The 18,605-nt window shown below is 63.4% G+C and carries 12 protein-coding genes; 4 read left to right on the forward strand and 8 right to left on the reverse strand.

The window, feature by feature from the left end:
* Positions 1–21 precede the first annotated feature (21 nt).
* A complete protein-coding gene (locus tag AC3DET_RS11620) occupies positions 22–879 on the forward strand; it encodes a sugar phosphate isomerase/epimerase family protein (protein WP_446539147.1) in 858 nt (285 codons plus the stop codon).
* 17 nt (positions 880–896) lie between these two features.
* Positions 897–1,205, forward strand: a complete 309-nt coding sequence (locus tag AC3DET_RS11625; protein WP_446539146.1) for a c-type cytochrome — start codon at positions 897–899, stop codon at positions 1,203–1,205.
* Positions 1,206–1,235: 30 nt separating this feature from the next.
* On the opposite strand, the gene AC3DET_RS11630 is transcribed toward AC3DET_RS11625, so the two are convergent.
* From AC3DET_RS11630 to AC3DET_RS11645, 4 genes are read right to left on the reverse strand one after another with little or no spacing between them, the layout of a single operon-like run.
* Positions 1,236–1,994: a 3-keto-disaccharide hydrolase gene (locus AC3DET_RS11630; protein ID WP_446539285.1), complete on the reverse strand. Its 759-nt coding sequence runs from the start codon at positions 1,992–1,994 to the stop codon at positions 1,236–1,238.
* Between the two features lie 56 nt (positions 1,995–2,050).
* Positions 2,051–2,626: a gluconate 2-dehydrogenase subunit 3 family protein gene (locus tag AC3DET_RS11635; RefSeq protein ID WP_488391680.1), complete on the reverse strand. Its 576-nt coding sequence runs from the start codon at positions 2,624–2,626 to the stop codon at positions 2,051–2,053.
* Positions 2,626–4,311, reverse strand: a complete 1,686-nt coding sequence (locus AC3DET_RS11640) for a GMC oxidoreductase (protein WP_488391681.1) — start codon at positions 4,309–4,311, stop codon at positions 2,626–2,628. Before AC3DET_RS11640 ends, AC3DET_RS11635 begins: the two co-directional genes overlap by 1 nt.
* Before the next feature lie 25 nt (positions 4,312–4,336).
* Positions 4,337–5,164: a hydroxypyruvate isomerase family protein gene (locus AC3DET_RS11645; RefSeq protein ID WP_488391735.1), complete on the reverse strand. Its 828-nt coding sequence runs from the start codon at positions 5,162–5,164 to the stop codon at positions 4,337–4,339.
* Between the two features lie 765 nt (positions 5,165–5,929).
* Here AC3DET_RS11645 and AC3DET_RS11650 point away from each other — a divergent pair.
* Together AC3DET_RS11650 and AC3DET_RS11655 are read left to right on the forward strand one after the other, a co-directional pair.
* Positions 5,930–7,585, forward strand: coding sequence for an acetolactate synthase large subunit (locus AC3DET_RS11650; RefSeq protein WP_488391682.1), 1,656 nt, complete (start codon positions 5,930–5,932; stop codon positions 7,583–7,585).
* Positions 7,586–7,691: 106 nt separating this feature from the next.
* Positions 7,692–9,074 carry an aldehyde dehydrogenase family protein gene (locus AC3DET_RS11655; protein ID WP_488391683.1) on the forward strand — a complete coding sequence of 461 codons (1,383 nt, stop codon included), beginning with the start codon at positions 7,692–7,694 and terminating at the stop codon, positions 9,072–9,074.
* Between the two features lie 187 nt (positions 9,075–9,261).
* On the opposite strand, the gene AC3DET_RS11660 is transcribed toward AC3DET_RS11655, so the two are convergent.
* The 4 genes from AC3DET_RS11660 to AC3DET_RS11675 form a co-directional block, all read right to left on the reverse strand.
* Complete coding sequence (locus AC3DET_RS11660; RefSeq protein ID WP_488391684.1) at positions 9,262–10,419, reverse strand: PepSY-associated TM helix domain-containing protein; 1,158 nt, start codon at positions 10,417–10,419, stop codon at positions 9,262–9,264.
* A 4-nt stretch (positions 10,420–10,423) separates the two neighbouring features.
* A complete protein-coding gene (locus tag AC3DET_RS11665; RefSeq protein WP_488391685.1) occupies positions 10,424–12,580 on the reverse strand; it encodes a TonB-dependent siderophore receptor in 2,157 nt (718 codons plus the stop codon).
* Between the two features lie 875 nt (positions 12,581–13,455).
* The gene (locus AC3DET_RS11670) at positions 13,456–16,413 is read right to left on the reverse strand and encodes a bifunctional diguanylate cyclase/phosphodiesterase (RefSeq protein WP_488391686.1); all 2,958 of its coding nucleotides are present in this window, start codon (positions 16,411–16,413) and stop codon (positions 13,456–13,458) included.
* Between the two features lie 128 nt (positions 16,414–16,541).
* Positions 16,542–18,371, reverse strand: a complete 1,830-nt coding sequence (locus tag AC3DET_RS11675) for a diguanylate cyclase domain-containing protein (protein ID WP_488391736.1) — start codon at positions 18,369–18,371, stop codon at positions 16,542–16,544.
* Positions 18,372–18,605 lie beyond the last annotated feature (234 nt).

Here is an 18,605-nt window from a genome sequence, read left to right on the forward strand (position 1 = left end):
TCTTCGAACCTGGAGTGCATCATGACCATCACGCCCTTGCGCAAAATCGCCGCCACCACGCTGCTGTGCCTGTCCGCCCTGTCCGCCTTCGCCAAGGACGCCGCCATGCCGCCCAAGCCCATCGCCGTGCAGATGTACACACTGCGTCATGTGGCCTCGCTCGATGAGCAACTGAAGATCGTGCACGATGCGGGCGTGCGGGCGGTGGAAACCGTCGGCACGCAGAACGTCAGTGCCAACGAACTGAAGCGGTTGCTGGACAGGTATTCGATCAGGGTCATCTCCAGCCATGTGCAGCTGGCGGACCTGCGCACGGACCTGGATGGCGTGGTCGCCTTCAACCAGGCGATCGGCAACACCGTGCTGGTGGTGCCCTATCTGGGCGAACAGGAGCGGCCGACCGACGCGGCCGGCTGGACGGCCCTGGGCGAGGAACTGGCGGGCATCTCGAAACGGCTGCAAGCCAGGGGCATGACCCTGGCGTACCACAATCACGACTTCGAACTGGTGGATTTCGCCGGCAAGACGGGACTGGATCTGCTATTCGAAGCGGCGGGCCCAGGATTGAAAACGGAGCTGGATCTGGCCTGGGTGGCGCGCGCCGGGCTCGATCCAGCGGCGACGCTTGGCAAGTTCCGCGGGCGCCTGTTCGCGGTCCATGCCAAGGACAACGCAGCCACGGGCCAGGCGCAGGATGAAGGAGGGTTCGCCCCCGTCGGCCAGGGCGTGCTGGACTGGGGATCGATCCTTCCTGCCGCCAAGGCGGCGGGCGTGCAGTGGTTCATCGTCGAGCACGATCAGCCGCGCGATCCTTCCGCGGTGGTGAAAGCCGGCGCAGACTATCTCTACAAGCACCTGCCTGCGGACGCAGCGCGCTGAATACCGGAGTGATCCCCATGGGGAAATTCGTCAAGTTGGCCAGCCTGTCTGTCGTGGTGGCCGCCTCCGTCGCGGTCCCGGCGATCTCGGGAGGCCCGCAGGATGCGGCGGCCGGTGCCCGGCTCTACGCCACCCAGTGTTCGGCCTGCCACGGCGCGGAACGTGCCGGCATTCCGGGCACCTTCCCTGCCCTCACTGACGTGGGCAAGCGGCTGGACGAAAAGCAGATCAGGGAGAAGATCGTGAATGGCGGCGGGCTGATGCCGCCCTTCAGCCAGCTCTCGGAAAAGGAAATCGACGACCTGGTCGCCTTCCTCAAGCAATAAGCGAAGACGGATGAGCGTCCAGCGCGCAGCTCAGAGTTCGCGCATCCAGATGTTGCGGAAGCTGACCCTGGCATCGTGATCCTGCAGGTAGATCGGGGCGCAGCTGTGGGGCGGATACGAGGGCGCGCCGATGTATTCGGTCTTGCCCGACACGACCGTATCGTTCTGCACCAGCACACCGTTGTGCAGCACGGTGATGCGCGCCGGTGAGACCAGACCGCCGCCAGCGGAGAAGCGCGGCGCCTTCCAGATGATGTCGTAGACCTGCCATTGGCCCGGTGCGCGCGAGGCGTTCACCAGCGGAATGGCCTGCTTGTAGATCGATGCGGCCTGCCCGTTGGGATACGTGGGGTTCTCGTAGCTGTCCAGCACCTGCAGTTCGTAGACCTCTTGCAGGAAAATGCCGCTGTTGCCGCGCTGCTGTCCATCGAGCCCCCGGGTCTCGACAGGCGTGCGCCATTCCACATGCAGCTGGATATCGCAGAAGCGCTGCTTCGTGCGGATGCCCTTGCTGCCCGGCACCACCGTGAACGCGCCGTCGGCCACCACCCAGCGCGCCTCGCCGCCCTGCTCGCCCTCCCACGCCGACAGATCCTTGCCGTCGAATAGCACCACGGCATCGGACGGGGCGGCATCGCGGGGCGTGGCGACCATCGCCGGGATCGGCTTCCAGACTTCGGTCTTGGCAGGGTCGCGCTGCGGATCACCGGCAGCCTGCGCGATGGCGGGCGCTGCGGCCAACACGCAAGGGGCCAGCAGGCAGGTCGCCATCAGCATGGGTCTTGTCATCGGGGTCATGGAGGTTCTCGTGAACGCGCGGGGCGTGGACGGACGGTACAGGCCGCTCATTCGGTGGCCCATGCCGGCGTGCCCGGCGTGTAGCCCAGTTCGCCGTCGTAGCGGCCCGGCACGGGCACGTACCGCAGCGCCTCAGTCGCGCCCGGGCGCGAGGTGAAGAAACTGAAGATCACCAGCTGCTTGAGCATCGTGAAGTAGTGCGGCGTCAGCGGCCCCGGGTTCACACCGCCCTCCTTCGCGGTGGTACCCAGCCCCGCCCTGGCCTCGGCATCCAGCGCACGCAGCAGTGTGGCGCGCGCGTCCCGCGACAGTGAGAGGAACCCTTGCCCGCCACGCCGATCCAGATCGGCCAGACCGTCGCGGAAGATCGCCTGGTTCTGCGGCGTGTAGCAGTCGGCCACATACCGGGCCATGAACGCGCCCGCGCCCGCATCCTTGGCACCGGGCGTGCTGGTCCGGGGCAGGATGGTATCGGCCACCTCGTCCAGCAGCGCCACATCGACTTCGGAAAAGGCGCTCGCAGCGCCGGCAACCGGCGACTGCGCGTAGCCGAACGCGGGCATGCCGATCATGGCCGCGCCGGTGGCGGCGGCGATCATCTTCAGGAGCTCCCGACGTTCCATCACAGGTTCCCCGACTTGAGTTCGCGCACCGCATGGTCCGCCGCGCGCGCCGTCAACGCCATATAGGTCAACGACGGATTCACGCAGGCGCTGGAGGTCATGCAGGCGCCGTCGGTCACATAGACGTTCGGCGCATCCCACACCTGGTTGTGCATGTTCAGTACCGACGTTTTCCGGTCTCGTCCCATCCGCGCGGTGCCCATTTCGTGGATACCCATCCCCGGCGCGTAGTCATCGTCATGCACCCGAACGTCCTTGATGCCTGCGGCTTCCAGCATCTCCGCGGCATCGGCGCCCATGTCCTTGCGCATCGCCAGCTCGTTCTCGCGCATGGACACGTCCATCGCCAGCACCGGCAAACCCCACTTGTCCTTGCGTTCGGGGTCCAGGCTGATCCGGTTGTCGTGATACGGCAGCATCTCGCCGAACCCGGTCATGCCGATGCGCCACTCGCCCGGCTGGGTCAGCGCCTCCTTCAGTTCCACACCGATACTGAGCTCGGCGATCTCGCGCGACCATCCGGTACGGCTGGCGCCGCCCTGATAGCCGAAGCCTCGCATGTAGGCGCGCTTGTCGCTGCCGACGTTGCGGAAGCGTGGGATGTAGAAACCGCACGGACGGCGACCCGAGTAGTACTTGTCCTCGTAACCATCGACACGACCCGAGGCACCGACACGGAAATGATGGTCCATGACATTGTGTCCCAGCTCGCCCGAGGAGGAACCCAGGCCGCCTTCCCAGACATCGGTGGCCGAATTCATCAGTAGCCAGGTGGAGTTGAACGAGGACGCATTGAGGAAAACCACTTTGGCCGTGTACGCGTAGGTCTGGCCGTTCTCGGCGTCGATGATTTCCACCCCTCGCGCGCGCTTGCGGTCCTTGTCGTAGAGCACCTCCTTGACGATCGAGAACGGCCGCAGCGTCAAATTGCCCGTCTTCATCGCCGCCGGAAGCGTGGCCGACTGGGTGGAAAAGTACGCGCCGAACGGACAACCTAAAACGCACTTGTTGCGGTATTGGCAGTTCACCCGGCCCTGTTCGGGCTTGGGCTGGGTGATGTTGGCGGTGCGCGAGTGGATGAGGTGGCGCGTGCCGCCGAAGGCCTGATTGATCCGCGCGGCTACGTCCTTCTCGACGATGTTCAAAGGAATGGGCGGCAGGAATTCCCCGTCGGGCAGGACGTCCAGGCCTTCTCGGGTACCGGCGATGCCGGCGAACTTCTCGACGTGGTCGTACCAGGGCGCGATGTCGGCATAGCGGATCGGCCAGTCGGTGGCGATGCCCTCTTTCAGGTTTGCCTCGAAATCCAGATCCGACAGGCGATAGCTCTGCCGGCCCCACATCAGTGATCGGCCGCCGACGTGGTAGCCGCGGTACCAGTCGAAGCGCTTGGTTTCCGTGTAGGGGCAATCCTGCTCGTTCGCCCACATGTCCAGCGTGTTCTCGCCCAGGCCGCCGTCGCGCACGCGGACCGGGAACCTGGCCCGCATCTCCTGGGTGGGATGATTGCGATGCGGGTAATCCCATGACTCCTTCATCGCGTTCACGTAGCCTTTGACGTGTTCGATGTTACGGCCGCGCTCCAGCATCAGGACTTTGAGGCCTTTCTCGGTCAGTTCCTTGGCAGCCCAACCGCCGCTGATTCCCGAGCCGACGACGATGGCGTCGTAGTGATTGTCTGCCATGGGATTTCCCTGGTGGATATCGGATTCAGATGTCGCAGAGGCGCACGGCCTCGCGCAGCGAGGCGATGGGATCGGCGGCGGTGGGCATGAACTCCTGCGCCACGTAACCGTCGAAGCCCGTATCGCGGATGGCGCGGCAGATGGCTGGATAGTTGAGTTCCTGGTCCTCGCCGATCTCGTGCCGGCCAGGCACGCCCGCGGTGTGGTAATGCCTGAAGAACGCGTGGTGCTTGCGGATCGTGGCGATCACGTCGCCTTCCATGATCTGCATGTGGTAGATGTCGTAGAGCAGGCCGAAATGATCGGAGCCCAGCCGCTCGCACAGCGCCACGCCCCAGCAGGAGCGGTCGCACAGATAGTCGGGGTGATCCACCTTCGAGTTCAGCAACTCCATGACCAGCATGACGCCGCGCTTCTCCGCATGGCCCAGGATCCGTTTCAGGCCGGCTTCGGCGTTGACCAGGCCCTCCTCAGGATCCATGCCGTTGCGATTGCCGGAGAAGCAGATGAGGTTGCGATAACCGGCGTCCGCCACCAAATCGATGTGGCGCGTATAGCGCTCGACCAGTTGATCGTGGAACTGGGTGGCGGCGAAGCCTTTATCCAGACCAAGCTCTGCGCCGTTGCACATCGAGCTGAACACGCCATGCGCTTTCAGCGTCAGCCAGTCCTGCGGGCCGACCAAGTCGATGGCGGCAAAACCGATGCCCTTCACCGTCTCGCACAACTGGGCAATCGACAACTTCGGGAATGTCCAGCGGGCGACGGAGTGTTTCAGCGTGCCTTTGAGCGGCGCCGCTGCACCGGTGCCGGACACCAGGCCGGCACCGACCAGCCCAGCGCTGCCCAACATGGCGGCGCGCAGCGCATCCCGGCGCGTGAATCCCCCGCCTTGCGCGCTCATGGATCCAGCCACGGCCGGCGGACGCTCGAAACTATCGTTCGAGACATCGCTGCCATCGCGAGGCATGCACCGGACGAGATGCAGCATGCCGTTATGATCGAATAGACATACATCGATATCCCGGCCTCCCAACCGGCGCGAAGCTTCAAAGATTCGCCTCAATGCAATCGATTGCACCATAAAGCAGCCGAACACTCCGATGCAAGACGCCACGCACGAATTCTCATGCTGCAGAGCACAACAATTCGAACCTTGCGTGAGCTCGACAGCACGATTGCCGGCAAGCGCGTTTGCAGCGCCATGCCCCTCTTTGCCATACGCATGACTCATGACAAACAGTGTGCTGGCAGGCGGTCATCAGCGGCTCTACCGTGTGCACGAACGGACCGGCGCAGTTGAGCGGCACGTCGATGTCCTGCAGCCCGCGCCTGACATCGGCTAGGTCATCGAGCACGAACATGCGAGCCTGCAGCGGATCTTCGTTACGTCCGGCAAGGACGAGTGCCGGCCCGATTCCCTTCGCCCGTGCGGCAGCCAGACGCACGGTGTCGCCGGGGCGTCGTGAACCATCATCTTCTTCGTGTTTTTTTCCTCGCCGGTTCACAGTAGCCGAGTCCCGCCACGCTCCGCGCAGTTAACGTATCGCTTGCTAGACTCGCCCATGCACTACGTCCGCCCAGTTCTGTCCGATTCACTGCCATAAGGATCCGAACTATGCGCAAGGGCTCTGCCTTGCTGGTCGATGCGCTTGAGAACGAAGGCGTGGACCGTATCTTCGGCGTACCGGGGGAGGAGAATCTCGACTTCCTGGAGTCGCTCCGGACCTCACGCATCGAACTCGTCCTGACGCGTCATGAACAAGCAGCCGCCTTCATGGCGGCGACGCATGGGCGGCTCACGGGTAAGCCAGGCGTCTGCCTCGCCACGTTGGGCCCGGGCGCACTGAATTTCTCGACCGGTGCAGCCTATGCCCATCTCGGGGCCATGCCGATGATCCTTCTCACCGGCCAGAAAGCCGTGATGAGCGCCAAGCAGGCTCGTTTCCAGATCGTGGATATCGTCGCGTCGATGAAGCCACTGACCAAGATGACGCGCCAGATCGTCAGCGCGGCGTCCATTCCCGCTACCGTGCGTGATGCGTTCCGCGTTGCCACGGAGGAGAGGCCGGGGCCGGTGCATCTCGAGCTGCCGGAGGACGTCGCCGCCGAAGAGGTCAAAAGCGCCCCCGTCATTCCGGTGCACCCGATCGAGCGTCCCCTCGCCCCTCCTGCCGCGCTCGACCGGGCGGTGGAGGCCATCCTCGCCGCCAAGCGCCCGCTGGTGATGATCGGCGCGGCCGGCAGCCGGCCGTGGCTGACCGAGGCGTTATCGACCTTCGTGATGCGTACCCGGCTCCCCTTCTTCAACACGCAAATGGGCAAGGGTGCGGTCACTGGCGGCTCCAACCTCTACATGGGCACCGCCGCGCTCTCGGAGGGCGACTATGTCCACGAAGCCGTCGAGCGTGCCGACCTGATCGTCGCCATCGGCCATGACACGGTCGAGAAACCTCCCTTCCTCATGAAGAACAGCGGCGGACCGCAGGTCATCCATGTCGGCTACCAATCTGCCACGGTCGAGCAGGTCTACCATCCGGATATCGAGGTGATCGGCGATGTTGGAGCCTCCGTCGAAGCGCTCGCGGAGCGGCTCGAAGGCCGCCTGTTTCCCGACGAAGGGATGATCGCGCTGCGCCAGAAGATCCTTGCCCGCCTCAACGACCGCGCCGAAGAGGATCGCTTCCCGGTCACACCCCAGCGCCTCGTCCACGATGTGCGCGAGGTCATGCCGGACGACGGCATCGTCTGTCTAGACAATGGCATGTACAAGATCTGGTTCGCCCGCAACTACCGCACCCATGTCGCCAATACACTGCTGCTCGACAACGCGCTCGCCACGATGGGTGCCGGCCTGCCTTCCGCGATGATGGCGGCGATGCTCTATCCACATCGTCGCGTCATGGCGGTCTGCGGCGATGGCGGCTTCATGATGAACTCGCAGGAGATGGAAACTGCCGTGCGGCTCCGGCTTAACCTGGTCGTGGTCATCCTGAACGACAGTGCGTACGGCATGATCCGCTGGAAGCAGGCAGTCGATGGCTTCGCGGATTTCGGCATGCGCTTCGGCAATCCCGACTTCGTGCGTTATGCCCAAGCTTATGGCGCGAAGGGTTCGCGGGTGACCGCAGTCCAGGATCTCGTGCCGACGCTCGAAGCCGCCTTCGCCGGTGGCGGGGTTCATCTGATTGACGTGCCGATCGACTATTCCGAGAACACGCGTGTGCTCGTCGACGAATTGCGCAATCGGAAACCCGGCCTGGAGTGCGCGTGAGCGGAACTGTCGCGACGCCATCGGTCGTCAATGACGTCTTGCAAAGCCGCGCAGAGAATGGCACCCCGCTTCTCCCTCGAGCATCTGACGTGTGAGGAAATCCACCATGCTGAACGTCGTTCAGGCCTTCGACCGTGCACCGATCGCGGAAATAGAAACCGACGATGCCATGGCACTGGAGCGCAAACTGCAAGCCGCCGAGCGCGTGTTCAAGGATCGTGACGGCTGGCTCAAGCCGCATCAGCGCATTGCCATCCTGCGCAGGCTGGCCCTTCTGATGGAAGGTAAGCGCGACCAGCTCGCCATGCAGATCGCGCGCGAGGGTGGCAAGCCGCTACCTGACGCTATCGTCGAGACAACGCGCGCCATTGACGGCGTCCACAACGCCGCCGACGAACTGCGGAACTTCGCTGGCCGGGAGATCCCGATGGGCCTGTCGGCCGCTGCGGAGAATCGCTGGGCGTTTACCACCAAAGAGCCCGTCGGCATTGTGGCGGCGATCTCGGCGTTCAATCATCCGCTGAACCTGATCGTCCACCAGGTCGCGCCGGCCATCGCGGTCGGCTGCCCCGTCATCGTCAAACCCGCGGGCACGACCCCCCTCTCCTGCATCGAGTTCGTTGCGATGGCACATGAAGCCGGCCTACCAGAGCCCTGGTGCCAGAGCTTCGTACCGGAAGGCAATGAACTGGCCGAAAAGCTCGCGACCGATAAGCGGGTCGCGTTCCTGAGTTTCATCGGCTCGGCCAGGGTCGGTTGGTCGCTGCATGCCAAGCTCGCCCATGGGGCGCGCTCGGCGCTCGAGCATGGGGGTCTTGCGCCGGCCATCGTCGATCGCAGCGCCGACCTCGACAAGATCATCGAGCCGATCGTGAAGGGCGGGTTTTACCATGCAGGCCAGGTTTGCGTATCGACGCAGCGCATCTACGTCCACCATGACATTGCCGACGACTTCACGCACAGGCTCATCGCTCGCGTCGAAAGATTGCGTACCGGTAATCCCACGTTGAAGGAGACCGAGGTTGGCCCACTGATTCTGCCACGAGAGGCAGACCGGGTCGCGGAATGGATCGGGGAGGCGGTCAAGGGCGGCGCCAAGCTCGCTACCGGCGGAACACGCCTCTCTGAGACGACGCTGCAACCTGCGGTGCTGCTCGATCCCTCTGTCGACGCACGGGTATCCCTGCAAGAGATCTTCGGCCCGGTGGTCGCGGTCTACCGCTATAGCGATCTCGACGAGGCGATTGCGCGCGCCAACGCCCTGCCCACCGCCTTCCAGGCCAGCATCTTCGCCCAGGACATTGATATCGCCCTGCGCGCGGCCAACCGTCTGGATGCCTCGGCGGTGATGATCAACGACCCCACCGCCTTTCGCACCGACTGGATGCCTTTCGCTGGTCGCAAGGAATCCGGGTATGGCACCGGCGGCATTCCCTACACCATGCGCGACATGACTCAGGAAAAGATGATCCTGATGCGCCGGAGCTGAGATTTCCAGAAGCCAGGGAGCTAGCGGTTGGTCCAAGGTCGGAAGCAGCCTTTGCTTCTGCTTCGCCAGCGACAGGCTCTACTTCATGGCTTCCAATGGAATCAGCGCGAGCCAGAGAATCAGCAGCACCAGCCAAAACCAGCGCCATCGTCCCATGCTGCGCCAGGCCAGTCTCCAAGGACCGGGGTCAGGTCGACTCATGACGCCCCCGCTTTCGGACCGAGCGCAGTGCGTCGGCCACTCGCAGGCCATACAGGTACACGCCCGTGAAGCTGAGCGCCGTGAGCGCAGCGCCGAACAGGAACCACAGCAGCCGCACCGGCCATCCACCGAATGAGCCAAAGTGCAGCGGATCGGCCATCTCGGCGATGCGCTGATGGACGCTCATCTCACGCCCATCCTGGAGCTCGAGCAGACGGCCATCGCGCAGATCGAAGCCGGCGACATTGGCTCGATCACGTACGAGCCATGCCTGCGCTTGTCCGTCGATGAGGATGCCCTGGCCAGCCGCACTGGGTTGCACTCCTGCCACACTCAGCTCAGGCCAGCGCTTCGCCAACTCCGCGACGGCGCGGTCGATGGCCACAGGATCGGCAGGTGCCGCCTTCTCGCCCTTGCCGTCACCTGGCAGCGAGATCTTCGGTGGAGGCGTGGCCTTGCCGCCCAGTGATTCGACCAGATACCACCCGCCGGTAACCGCAATCAGCGCCACGAACCATAGGCTCCAGACACCGAGCAACCGATGGATGTCACCCCAAAGGCGGCGTGGCCGATCGCCGCGTGGCCAACTGAAAAATCCGCGCCACCAGCGCTTGTAGATGAAGAAGCTGCTGACAAGTGACAGCAGCAAGGGGATCGACAGCGCCGCTACCAGCGGTACGCCGTACTTGACGGGCAGCATGAGGTGGCGATGCGTGTTGCGCAGGAAACGGTGGACATTGAACCAATGGGTATCCCCCGTCACCTTGCCGGTGTACGGGTCGACCCAGACAAACCGCAGCCTTCCATCTGCCGTACGCACTTGGGCCTTGGCGGCGAAGCGCGATGCATGCGGTGCAGCCAGGCCCTGAAGCGACCCGTCAGGATGGGCCCGCTGCACCGCATCGACCATCTGCCCCCAACTGACGCGTTGCTCGCCGGGAGTCACGCGCATTTCCGCGTGCAGCAGCCAATCGATTTCCTGCGCAAACACCGCCAGGGTGCCGGTCAGGCAGATAAAGCCCATGAACAGGCACAGCTTGAGTCCGATCCAACTGTGCAGATCGAACCAACGGCGCCTTCCGCCCGCTCTGTGGAGCTGGGTCGGCACGGAAGAAGATGAGATCGCTGGCGGTGGCTGGCGCATGACGTCAGAACGTATAGGCCGCCTGCAGGTAGAGCCGTCGCGGTTCACCGGGGAAATGACCGTTGCGTTCGATGAAACCGCTGGCCGCATAGACCTTGTCGAACAGGTTCTTGATGTTGGCCTGGAACTTCCAGTCCCGCCATTGCGTCTGCCAGCTCAGGTCGAAAATCGTGTACGGCTTGACCCGCTGCCCCTCCAGGCTGATGCGCTCGTCCGTGTAGTCCGCTCCGAAACCGATGGCGGATGCGATGGCCGGGATGTCATAGCGGGTCCACAGGCCCAGCTTGTTGCGCGGGGCGTTGGCGAAGCGATCGCCTGATGCATTGGTGATGCCGTTGCTGCCGGCATCGATCACGCGGGCATCGTTGTAGGCATATGCGATGTTGATGACCCAACGGTCGGTCACGTCTGACAGCAGGTCGACTTCCAAGCCTTCGCTGCGTACCAGGCCAAGTGCCGCCAGCTGGTTGGTGCCGTCCACGACTTCACCCGTGGCTTGCACGATGTTGCTGCGCTCGATCCGGTAGAGCGCGGTGTTGAGCGTGAGGCGGCCATCGGCCAGCAGCGTCTTCAAGCCCACTTCCCATTGCTTGCTCTGCTCGGCATCGAAAGGGCCCCCTGCCGCGGGGTTCTGGTTGCCGGTCGTTTGCGGCACGAAGCCGCTGGCCACGCTGGCATACGCATTCAGTCCATCACGCAGCACGAAGGTACTGCCCAGGCGCCAGCTGAGGTCGTGACCGTCCACGCGGGTTCCACCGATCAGATCCTCATCCTCAAAGCCGTCCCAGCGCAAGCCGGCCAGCAGATACCAGCGCGGTGTCAGGGTCAGCTCGTCCTGGATGTAACCGCCGTAGCGAATGCCGCGGGTGCTGGTGTCACGCCACGGAAGGGCGGCGAGGTTGTAATCGCGGTAGGAGGTGACCCCGTATACGGGATTGAACAGGTCGATGCCGGGCACGGGTCCTGCGTTGCGAACCAGGTCCGCGCTATTGGCTGTCTGTGCCGTGAAATCCGAATCCACGTGGTAGTAGTCGGCGCCGAACAGCAACTTGTGTTCCACAGTCCCGGTGCTGAAGCGCCAGACGGCATTGCCGTTCACTGCAATGGCGTCGTTGTCCCGGTACTGGTTGCGCAGCTGGCGCGTCATCCATTCCGCGGTGCCATCGCCGTCCCGGTCGATCAAGCCCATCGGCTCGTGGTAGATCTGATGCTCGCTGTTCTCGAACCATCGCGCAGCAAAGTCGACGTCCCATGCTTGCGCCGGCGAGAAACGATACTGCGCGAGCAGCACCTTGGCATTCATGTCGAGGAAGTCGGTGGCTTCGTTGTGATTCCAGCGACGGTTCGTGAGGAATTCGCCGTTGTCGTTCACTGGCACCCCGCGGAGCCGGTTGCCCCCCAGATTCTGGGTGATGTCGGTGTACTGCACCGTCAGTTCGCCGGTCTCGCCGATGTCCATGGCGATCGAGGCATCACCGATCACGCTCTGGCTGTCCGCATTCCAGCGAACGCCCTCCTCGCCATCGCCGTAGGCTCCCAGGCGATAACGCACCCTTCCGGACGGGGTGAGCGGACCGGTCGCCTCGACCGAACCGGCAACAAAATCCTCGTTGCCGAATTGGATTTCGGCCCGGCGCTGCACCTTGGCTTGCGGCTTGCGCGTAACGTAATTGATGACACCGCCGGCATCGCCGCCGCCATACAGCGCGCCGGCCGGACCTTTGAGTACTTCGACCCGTTCTATGTTGAACAATTGTGGGACGGAGAAGCCTGCATAGGGATCGCCACGCAGCCCGTCGTACAGCACGTTCTCCTGGCGGAATCCACGCAAGGTCACGCCGGCATAGCTGAAGAAGCTGATGCCGCTGATGCTCCGATAAAGGTCGGTGACCTGGCGTGCGGCCTGGTCATCGATCAGTTCGCGGGGCATGACCTGTACCGACTGCGGCACCAGAGCCAAGGGCGTATCCGTACGGGTACCGACCGCGGCATCGTCGGCCTTGTACAGAGTTTGGGCCCGACCCAAGACTTGGACCGCATCCAGTTCGGTTACATCAGGGTTGGCAGGTGCGGCGTCGGGGGAAGCCTGGGCATGAGCCTGAAAAATGGCCAAGGACAGGGCGGTGGCCAAGAGGCCACGCGTAAACCGTTGGGGGGACATGAGGACTTTCAATGCGAATGATTATCAAGAACATCAGTCTATCACCTGTTCTTGCCGGTCGCAGCTAGCGGGCAGCAGATCTCTCAGCTCCCTCGCCTCAAACTCATCCTCCCACGAGCCCACTTCACGGTGCAGGGCAAGATCCAAAGGGAGCGCACTGAAGGCCGCAAAGATTCGCAGTCCGGTGCATCCTTTGCCGTGTCGGAGGTCCTTGAAGTAGATTTCCACATGGCGAGGGGCAAGCTATGACCGTAATGACGATCACGGACAACGGACACCAACTGACTGTACAGACGATCGAGAAGATTGATCCGCTGGGAATGGTCTATTGGCAGGGCCGCGCAATGTTCCGCATTGCAGAGGGGCGTGCACGCGTCGACGTGGTCACCACTGAGCGCCACGCTAGCCGCGATAGGGCCGAAAGCGCTGCTATCGCACTAGCCCGTAGGAACGGATGGAGCATGAGCCAAATGGTTAAGACAGGCTAGATCTCGCCATGCTGACGTCCAGTTCGCAGCTGCAACTCACGGCCCCATTCGGCTCGCACCATAGAGATCCTATCCGTGCGACTACACCTTTGTATTGCGCGGCATCGCAAGACACCACTTCATCGAAGACCACATGCGTACGAACGGCGCGTGGCTCATGGGTGAACACGTAGCCGAAACCATGCTGCCCAGCTACCCCGCTTGGGAGCAGCGCGCCTTTTAAAGCGGGCCGTGCTGAAAGTGCTCGGATCTTAGGCCACAGCAAGGTGGCCATAAAACCCGAGAAGATATGTCGATACTGCCGCTACTACACCATCAGATTGAGATTCCGGCTTTCAGACATTAATGAATGCATGCCGAACATATGTGAATTAGTGATGCCAGCACTCATTTAGGCGCCGCGAGCCAGGCGAGCAATTCTTCCAGCGGAGCGGGTCGTGCGATCAGGAAACCCTGGACACTGTCGACGCCATGCCGCTTCAGCCAGGCCAGCTCCTCCTCGGCTTCTACGCCCTCGGCCACGATGCCGAGGCCGAGGCCGCGCCCAAGTGCTATCAATGCCTGGCATATCGATGCATTCCTCGCATCGCGGTGCACGTGGCGGATGAAGCTGCGGTCGATCTTCAGACAATCCACCGGCAGGTCGCGCAGGTACGTCATGCTTGAAAAGCCGGTGCCGAAGTCATCGATGGAGATGAACACGCCATCGCGTTGCAATTCCTCCATCGCCGCCCGTGCCATATCGGGGCGGCGAAGCATGACACTCTCCGTCAACTCGACATGCAGGCTGCCGGGCGGAAGGCCGTAGCGCTCGTGGACACTCCGGAGGAGACGGGGAACGGTCCCGGACATGAATTGCACAGCGGAAACATTGACCGCGATGGCCATTCCCGGGAACCCCGCCGCCGCCACCGCCTGATATGCCTGTGCCGCCTTGTCGATCACCCAATCGCCGATGGGCACGATGAGGCCCGATTCCTCGCTCAAGGGGATGAACCTGTCCGGTGCAACGTAGCCACTCGGGGTACGCCACCGCAACAGCGCTTCGACTGCAAAGACCGTACCGTCTTTCAGGCGCTGGATGGGCTGGAAGAAGAGCTCGAACTCATCACCCGGCAGCGCCCGTCGCAGGCGATCGATCATAGCGAGTCGTTGACTGGCGTCGTCCGCCATGCTGTCGGTGTAGTGCATCGTCCTGCTGTTCTCGGCGCGGGCCTGCAGTGCGGCAAGCGACGCATGTGCCACGACCTCTTCCGCCCCCTGGTCGGGGGCTTGCCGGAAGGCGATTCCTATCCATGCTTCCATGCGCTGGCTTCCACTTCCCGACTCGACGGGCTCGGAGAATGCAGCCAACAGCTCGTCGACCAGTTCGTTCCAGTCGGCCGCATGGCGCGTCACGGCGACGAAGGCATCGGCAGGCACGTAGGCCAGCGGCCCGTGCCGACCCGCGACGGCGGCGAGACGCTGCGCGATGCCACGGATCATCTCGTCGCGCGTACGGTGCCCGAAGGTGGGCGAAACGAATGCGAGATCGCGCAATTGCACGTAGGCGACAGCGTAGATCCCGCTGTTTCCGGCCGGTTCCGGCGGGTCATCCAGCTGTTCGACGAACGTACGTAGATTGAGCAGGCCCGTGCCCTCGTCATGCGCAGCCCGCCATGCGAGATCCTTCTCGTGGGCCACCCGGTCGCTCACGTCCTCGGCGAGTACCAACCGCGCTGCACGCCCATTGAACATGATGCTGCTGCTGTGCACGCGGACATGCATGGGCGTTCCGTCGCGGCGGACATGACTCCATACAGGCGAGGCGTCGCGTGGTTCGGCACCGTCATTGACCGACGCGAGTACCGCCTCGACCTCTCCGGCCGGGCGGATCTGCAGGATAGTCATCCCCAGGAACTCTTCGCGCGAGTATCCGTAACGGGAAATGGCGGCAGCATTGACCGCCAGGAACCGGAGAGACTCGATATCGAATACCCAGAATGGCAGTGGATTCAGGTCGAACAACTCGCGGAACTGGATCTCCGCGCGCTTCAGCTCTTCCTGCCGCGCCATGCGCTCGGTGATGTCGACGATCGTGCCCGTCATGCGTGGCTTGTGGTCTTCACCCTCGATCAACGCGCCCTGCGCACTGATCCAACGGCACTGTCCATCCGGCATGACAATGCGGTACTCGGAGCGGAATGGCTGCCCGTTTGCCCGCGCCTGTTCGAATTCGCGTTCGACCCTCTGCCTGTCCAGTACATGCATGCGCTGGAAGAACTCCGCCAGCGGCAACATGCCCGCGACAGGGGCGAAACCGAACAGGCTGGCGGCATGCGCGGAAGCGCGGACGTGGTCATCGCCAAGTTCCATCGCCCATACACCTGCATGCGAAGCTTCTTGGGCCTTCGTGAGCCAGTCGGCATGCCGCCGTAGTTCATCGTGAACTCTACGGCGAGCAGCCTCGGACACCGACATCCTCCGCATCAGGTAAGACATCCCCAGCCAATAGAGCACCAACAGGCAGCCTGCGATGACCGCATAGCGCCACCAAGGCGCCATCGCGTCCTGTTTCGAAAGACCGACTGCCACAACGAAAGGATAGTCACTGGTCGAGGTGAAACTGGCGAAGCGCTCGATGCCATCCAGTCGACTCACCATATCCAGTTGCACCGTGGCGCCCGGCGTGAGGTTTGCAGGCAACGGCACCTGCCTGCCCACGTAGGCGCCACTAATGCCTTGGCGCGCTAGCACCACGCCATTCCAGTCCAGGATTCCTGCGCTGCCCCGCCTACCTATATCCAGACCCTCCAGCATGCGCTGCAGCTCCGACGTGCGCAGCCGTGCCACCAGCCAGTTGCCTTCGGGCGTGCGCAGCGCCAGGGGGATGATCGGCTCGCCATGGCCCTCCTGCTGCAGCCCCCCCACGCCCAGCCCCCCGCCATGCCCGGGAGTGTATGCAGGGTGAGCCGGGCGTTCATGCGCGCCGACGCCATGATGGATCGCGCGCCACTCGGCGTCGTACAGATCGATGTCCTGAAGTTCGACATGTCGCGAGACTACCCCGCGGATTGCTGCCGGCAGGTCCCACCGGCTGCGCTCGGGATAGTCTTCCGCGTAGCCATCCGCTTCGACCGCCATGCCTCGCAACGCACGCTCGAGGTTGCGGAACTCGTAATGGAGCAGGCGATCCACACCAATGGCCACGGCCGTGCTCTGGCGCCGCGCTGCTTCTACGCGTGCAAGCCTATCCTGCACGACCGTCAGAACCAGCCCAATGCTGATGAATAGGCCCAGGCAGGTGCCGATCCAGCGCACGGTGGATGGGGAGGCCGCGGTTACCCGAGTCAGCGCCGCTCTCATGGCGTCGTCACCCCTGCCATACTGGACATCCCTTCGACGCGCCGATCATGCACGCGCCGCGACAGCGGTTCCAGCGGACACGTCCATGGGTCGGCCGCACAGGTGCCTGCGGAATGGCAGTTGGGTGCCTACGCAGACACATTTGGGGCGGACTGCTGCGGACGCGATGCACGCACCATGGTCAGATGGAACCGATTGCGCCCCTGCTGCTTTGCTTTGTACAGCGCCTCGTCCGCCGTAGCCAGCAGGTCATCTTCCTCTACAGGCGATTGCGCGAATGCGATCCCGATACTCGTGGTGAGCATCAGCGAAATTCCTCCGAAGTACATGGGTGCATCGACCGATGCCAATATGCGTCTTGCGACCTCCTCGACGGCCGCTGCGGTGATGTTGCCATCGAGCAGGATCACGAACTCGTCCCCACCCAAACGGACCGCCAGGCCCTTCTCCTCGTTCGCCACCGCTTGCAGGCGATCCGCGAAGCAGCGGATCACGCCGTCTCCTGCCGCATGACCGTGCGTATCGTTCACCTCCTTGAAGTGATCCAGGTCGAGGAAGAACAGCGCGATGGCGCCACTGCCCCTGTCTAGGCGTGCAATGGCCAGTGCAAGCCGGCGTTCCAGCTGGCGTCGATTGGCCACTCCGGTCAGGGCATCCACCAGGCTCAGGCGCTCCAGTTCGAGTCGGCTCTTTTCCAAGGCCCGCTCAGCGGCTACTCGCTTGCTGATATCCCTCCCAGAGAGGATGAGGTCTACCGGCACCGAGGGATCATCGCCGGGAACGGATCGCATGACCACTTCCACCCATACATATTGGCCGTCGCGGTGCCGGATCCGGAAGCGATGCGTCTGCGGAAGGCCGGACGCAACCACTTCCTTCATTGCCCGCCGCTGTCCTTCGCGATCATCAGGATGCATGAGGTGCCAGCGGGACCCCAGCATTTCTTCAGGGGACCAACCCAGCATTTCTCTTGCGGAAGGCGACACATAGGTGCGCTCGCCCGATTGGTTCAGTCTCACCACGAGGTCGCCTGAGAAATCCGCCAGCAGTCGGTAGCGCTGCTCGCTGTCCCGCACGCGTGCGGTCAACCGATCGCGCTCCGCCATCGCCAGCACCACGGGGATGGTCAGGAGGCAGCCACCCGCCAGATAGAGCTGCAACAGTACGATGCCCACCGCAGGGTGCGAGGTAGAAATGCCGGCGAGGGGACCATGGCCGGTGGTGGTGAGCGCTATGCCGATTACCGCAAGCAGCGTCACGCCGATGGCGACACCAGAAAACCGGTGACGAAACGCACCCAGCAGCAAAGGCGGATACGTCAGAAAGAGCACTGGATACGGATGGGTGAACACTGCCAGTCCAACGCTTGCAATCAATCCCATACTGACTGCAAAGCGGGTGCGCCGGCCGCGTGGAGCCAATGCGCGCACGCCTTCGACGTGCAGCACGAGGGTGGCGGTACCCACGATGACCATGCCCGACACGTGCGCGCCGTACCAGGTGGCGAACGCGACGCCGAAGTCTGCCTTCATGACGTGGTGCGCCAGTGCGGCAACGAGGAGGCCCGAGACCGCGCAGGCGAGCAGTGTACTGACCGTCGCTACGCCACCCAAGTGTATCCAGTGGCGGGGGTCGCGGATGTTGGGAATCTCACGGCGGATGAAATATGCCACGCCAACCACTTCGATTCCCTGGCAGAGCGACAGGGCGATAGCCACGGAAAGTGCCGTTCCGGCCGCCCACTGGCCTGCGATATCGGCGATGCCGCCCACCACGCAATACGCTACCCATGAGGCGCTGGGCCGGAGCAACAGCCATGCACAGAGGATGCCTCCTGAAATCCAGACAGCAGACAGGTCCCCTGGGCGTCCGCCCCAGGTGTTGGACAACCAAGCGCCTGCCGCGACCAACACGGCAACCAGCGCGAGATCAGCCGGCGCGCTCCTCCGCTCCTGCATGGACACATCGCATCCTGTCAGCCTCATGCCACGCGGATAGTGGAATGGACAATGTAAGCACCGCGTGCACGGCTGTGAGTGCCGGCCTGTTCATGGATGCTGCCAGCGCACTGCAGGCGGCACGTGCTCGACGGTGCTTCGGAGAAGGCATGCAAGGCAACAGTAGAGCAAGGCACTGTTCGGGATACGTGGATCCTCGTCATTGATCGGGGCATGGCCCCAACTGGCACCTGT

It is taken from the genome of Pseudoxanthomonas sp. 97-1-1, from assembly GCF_057773125.1.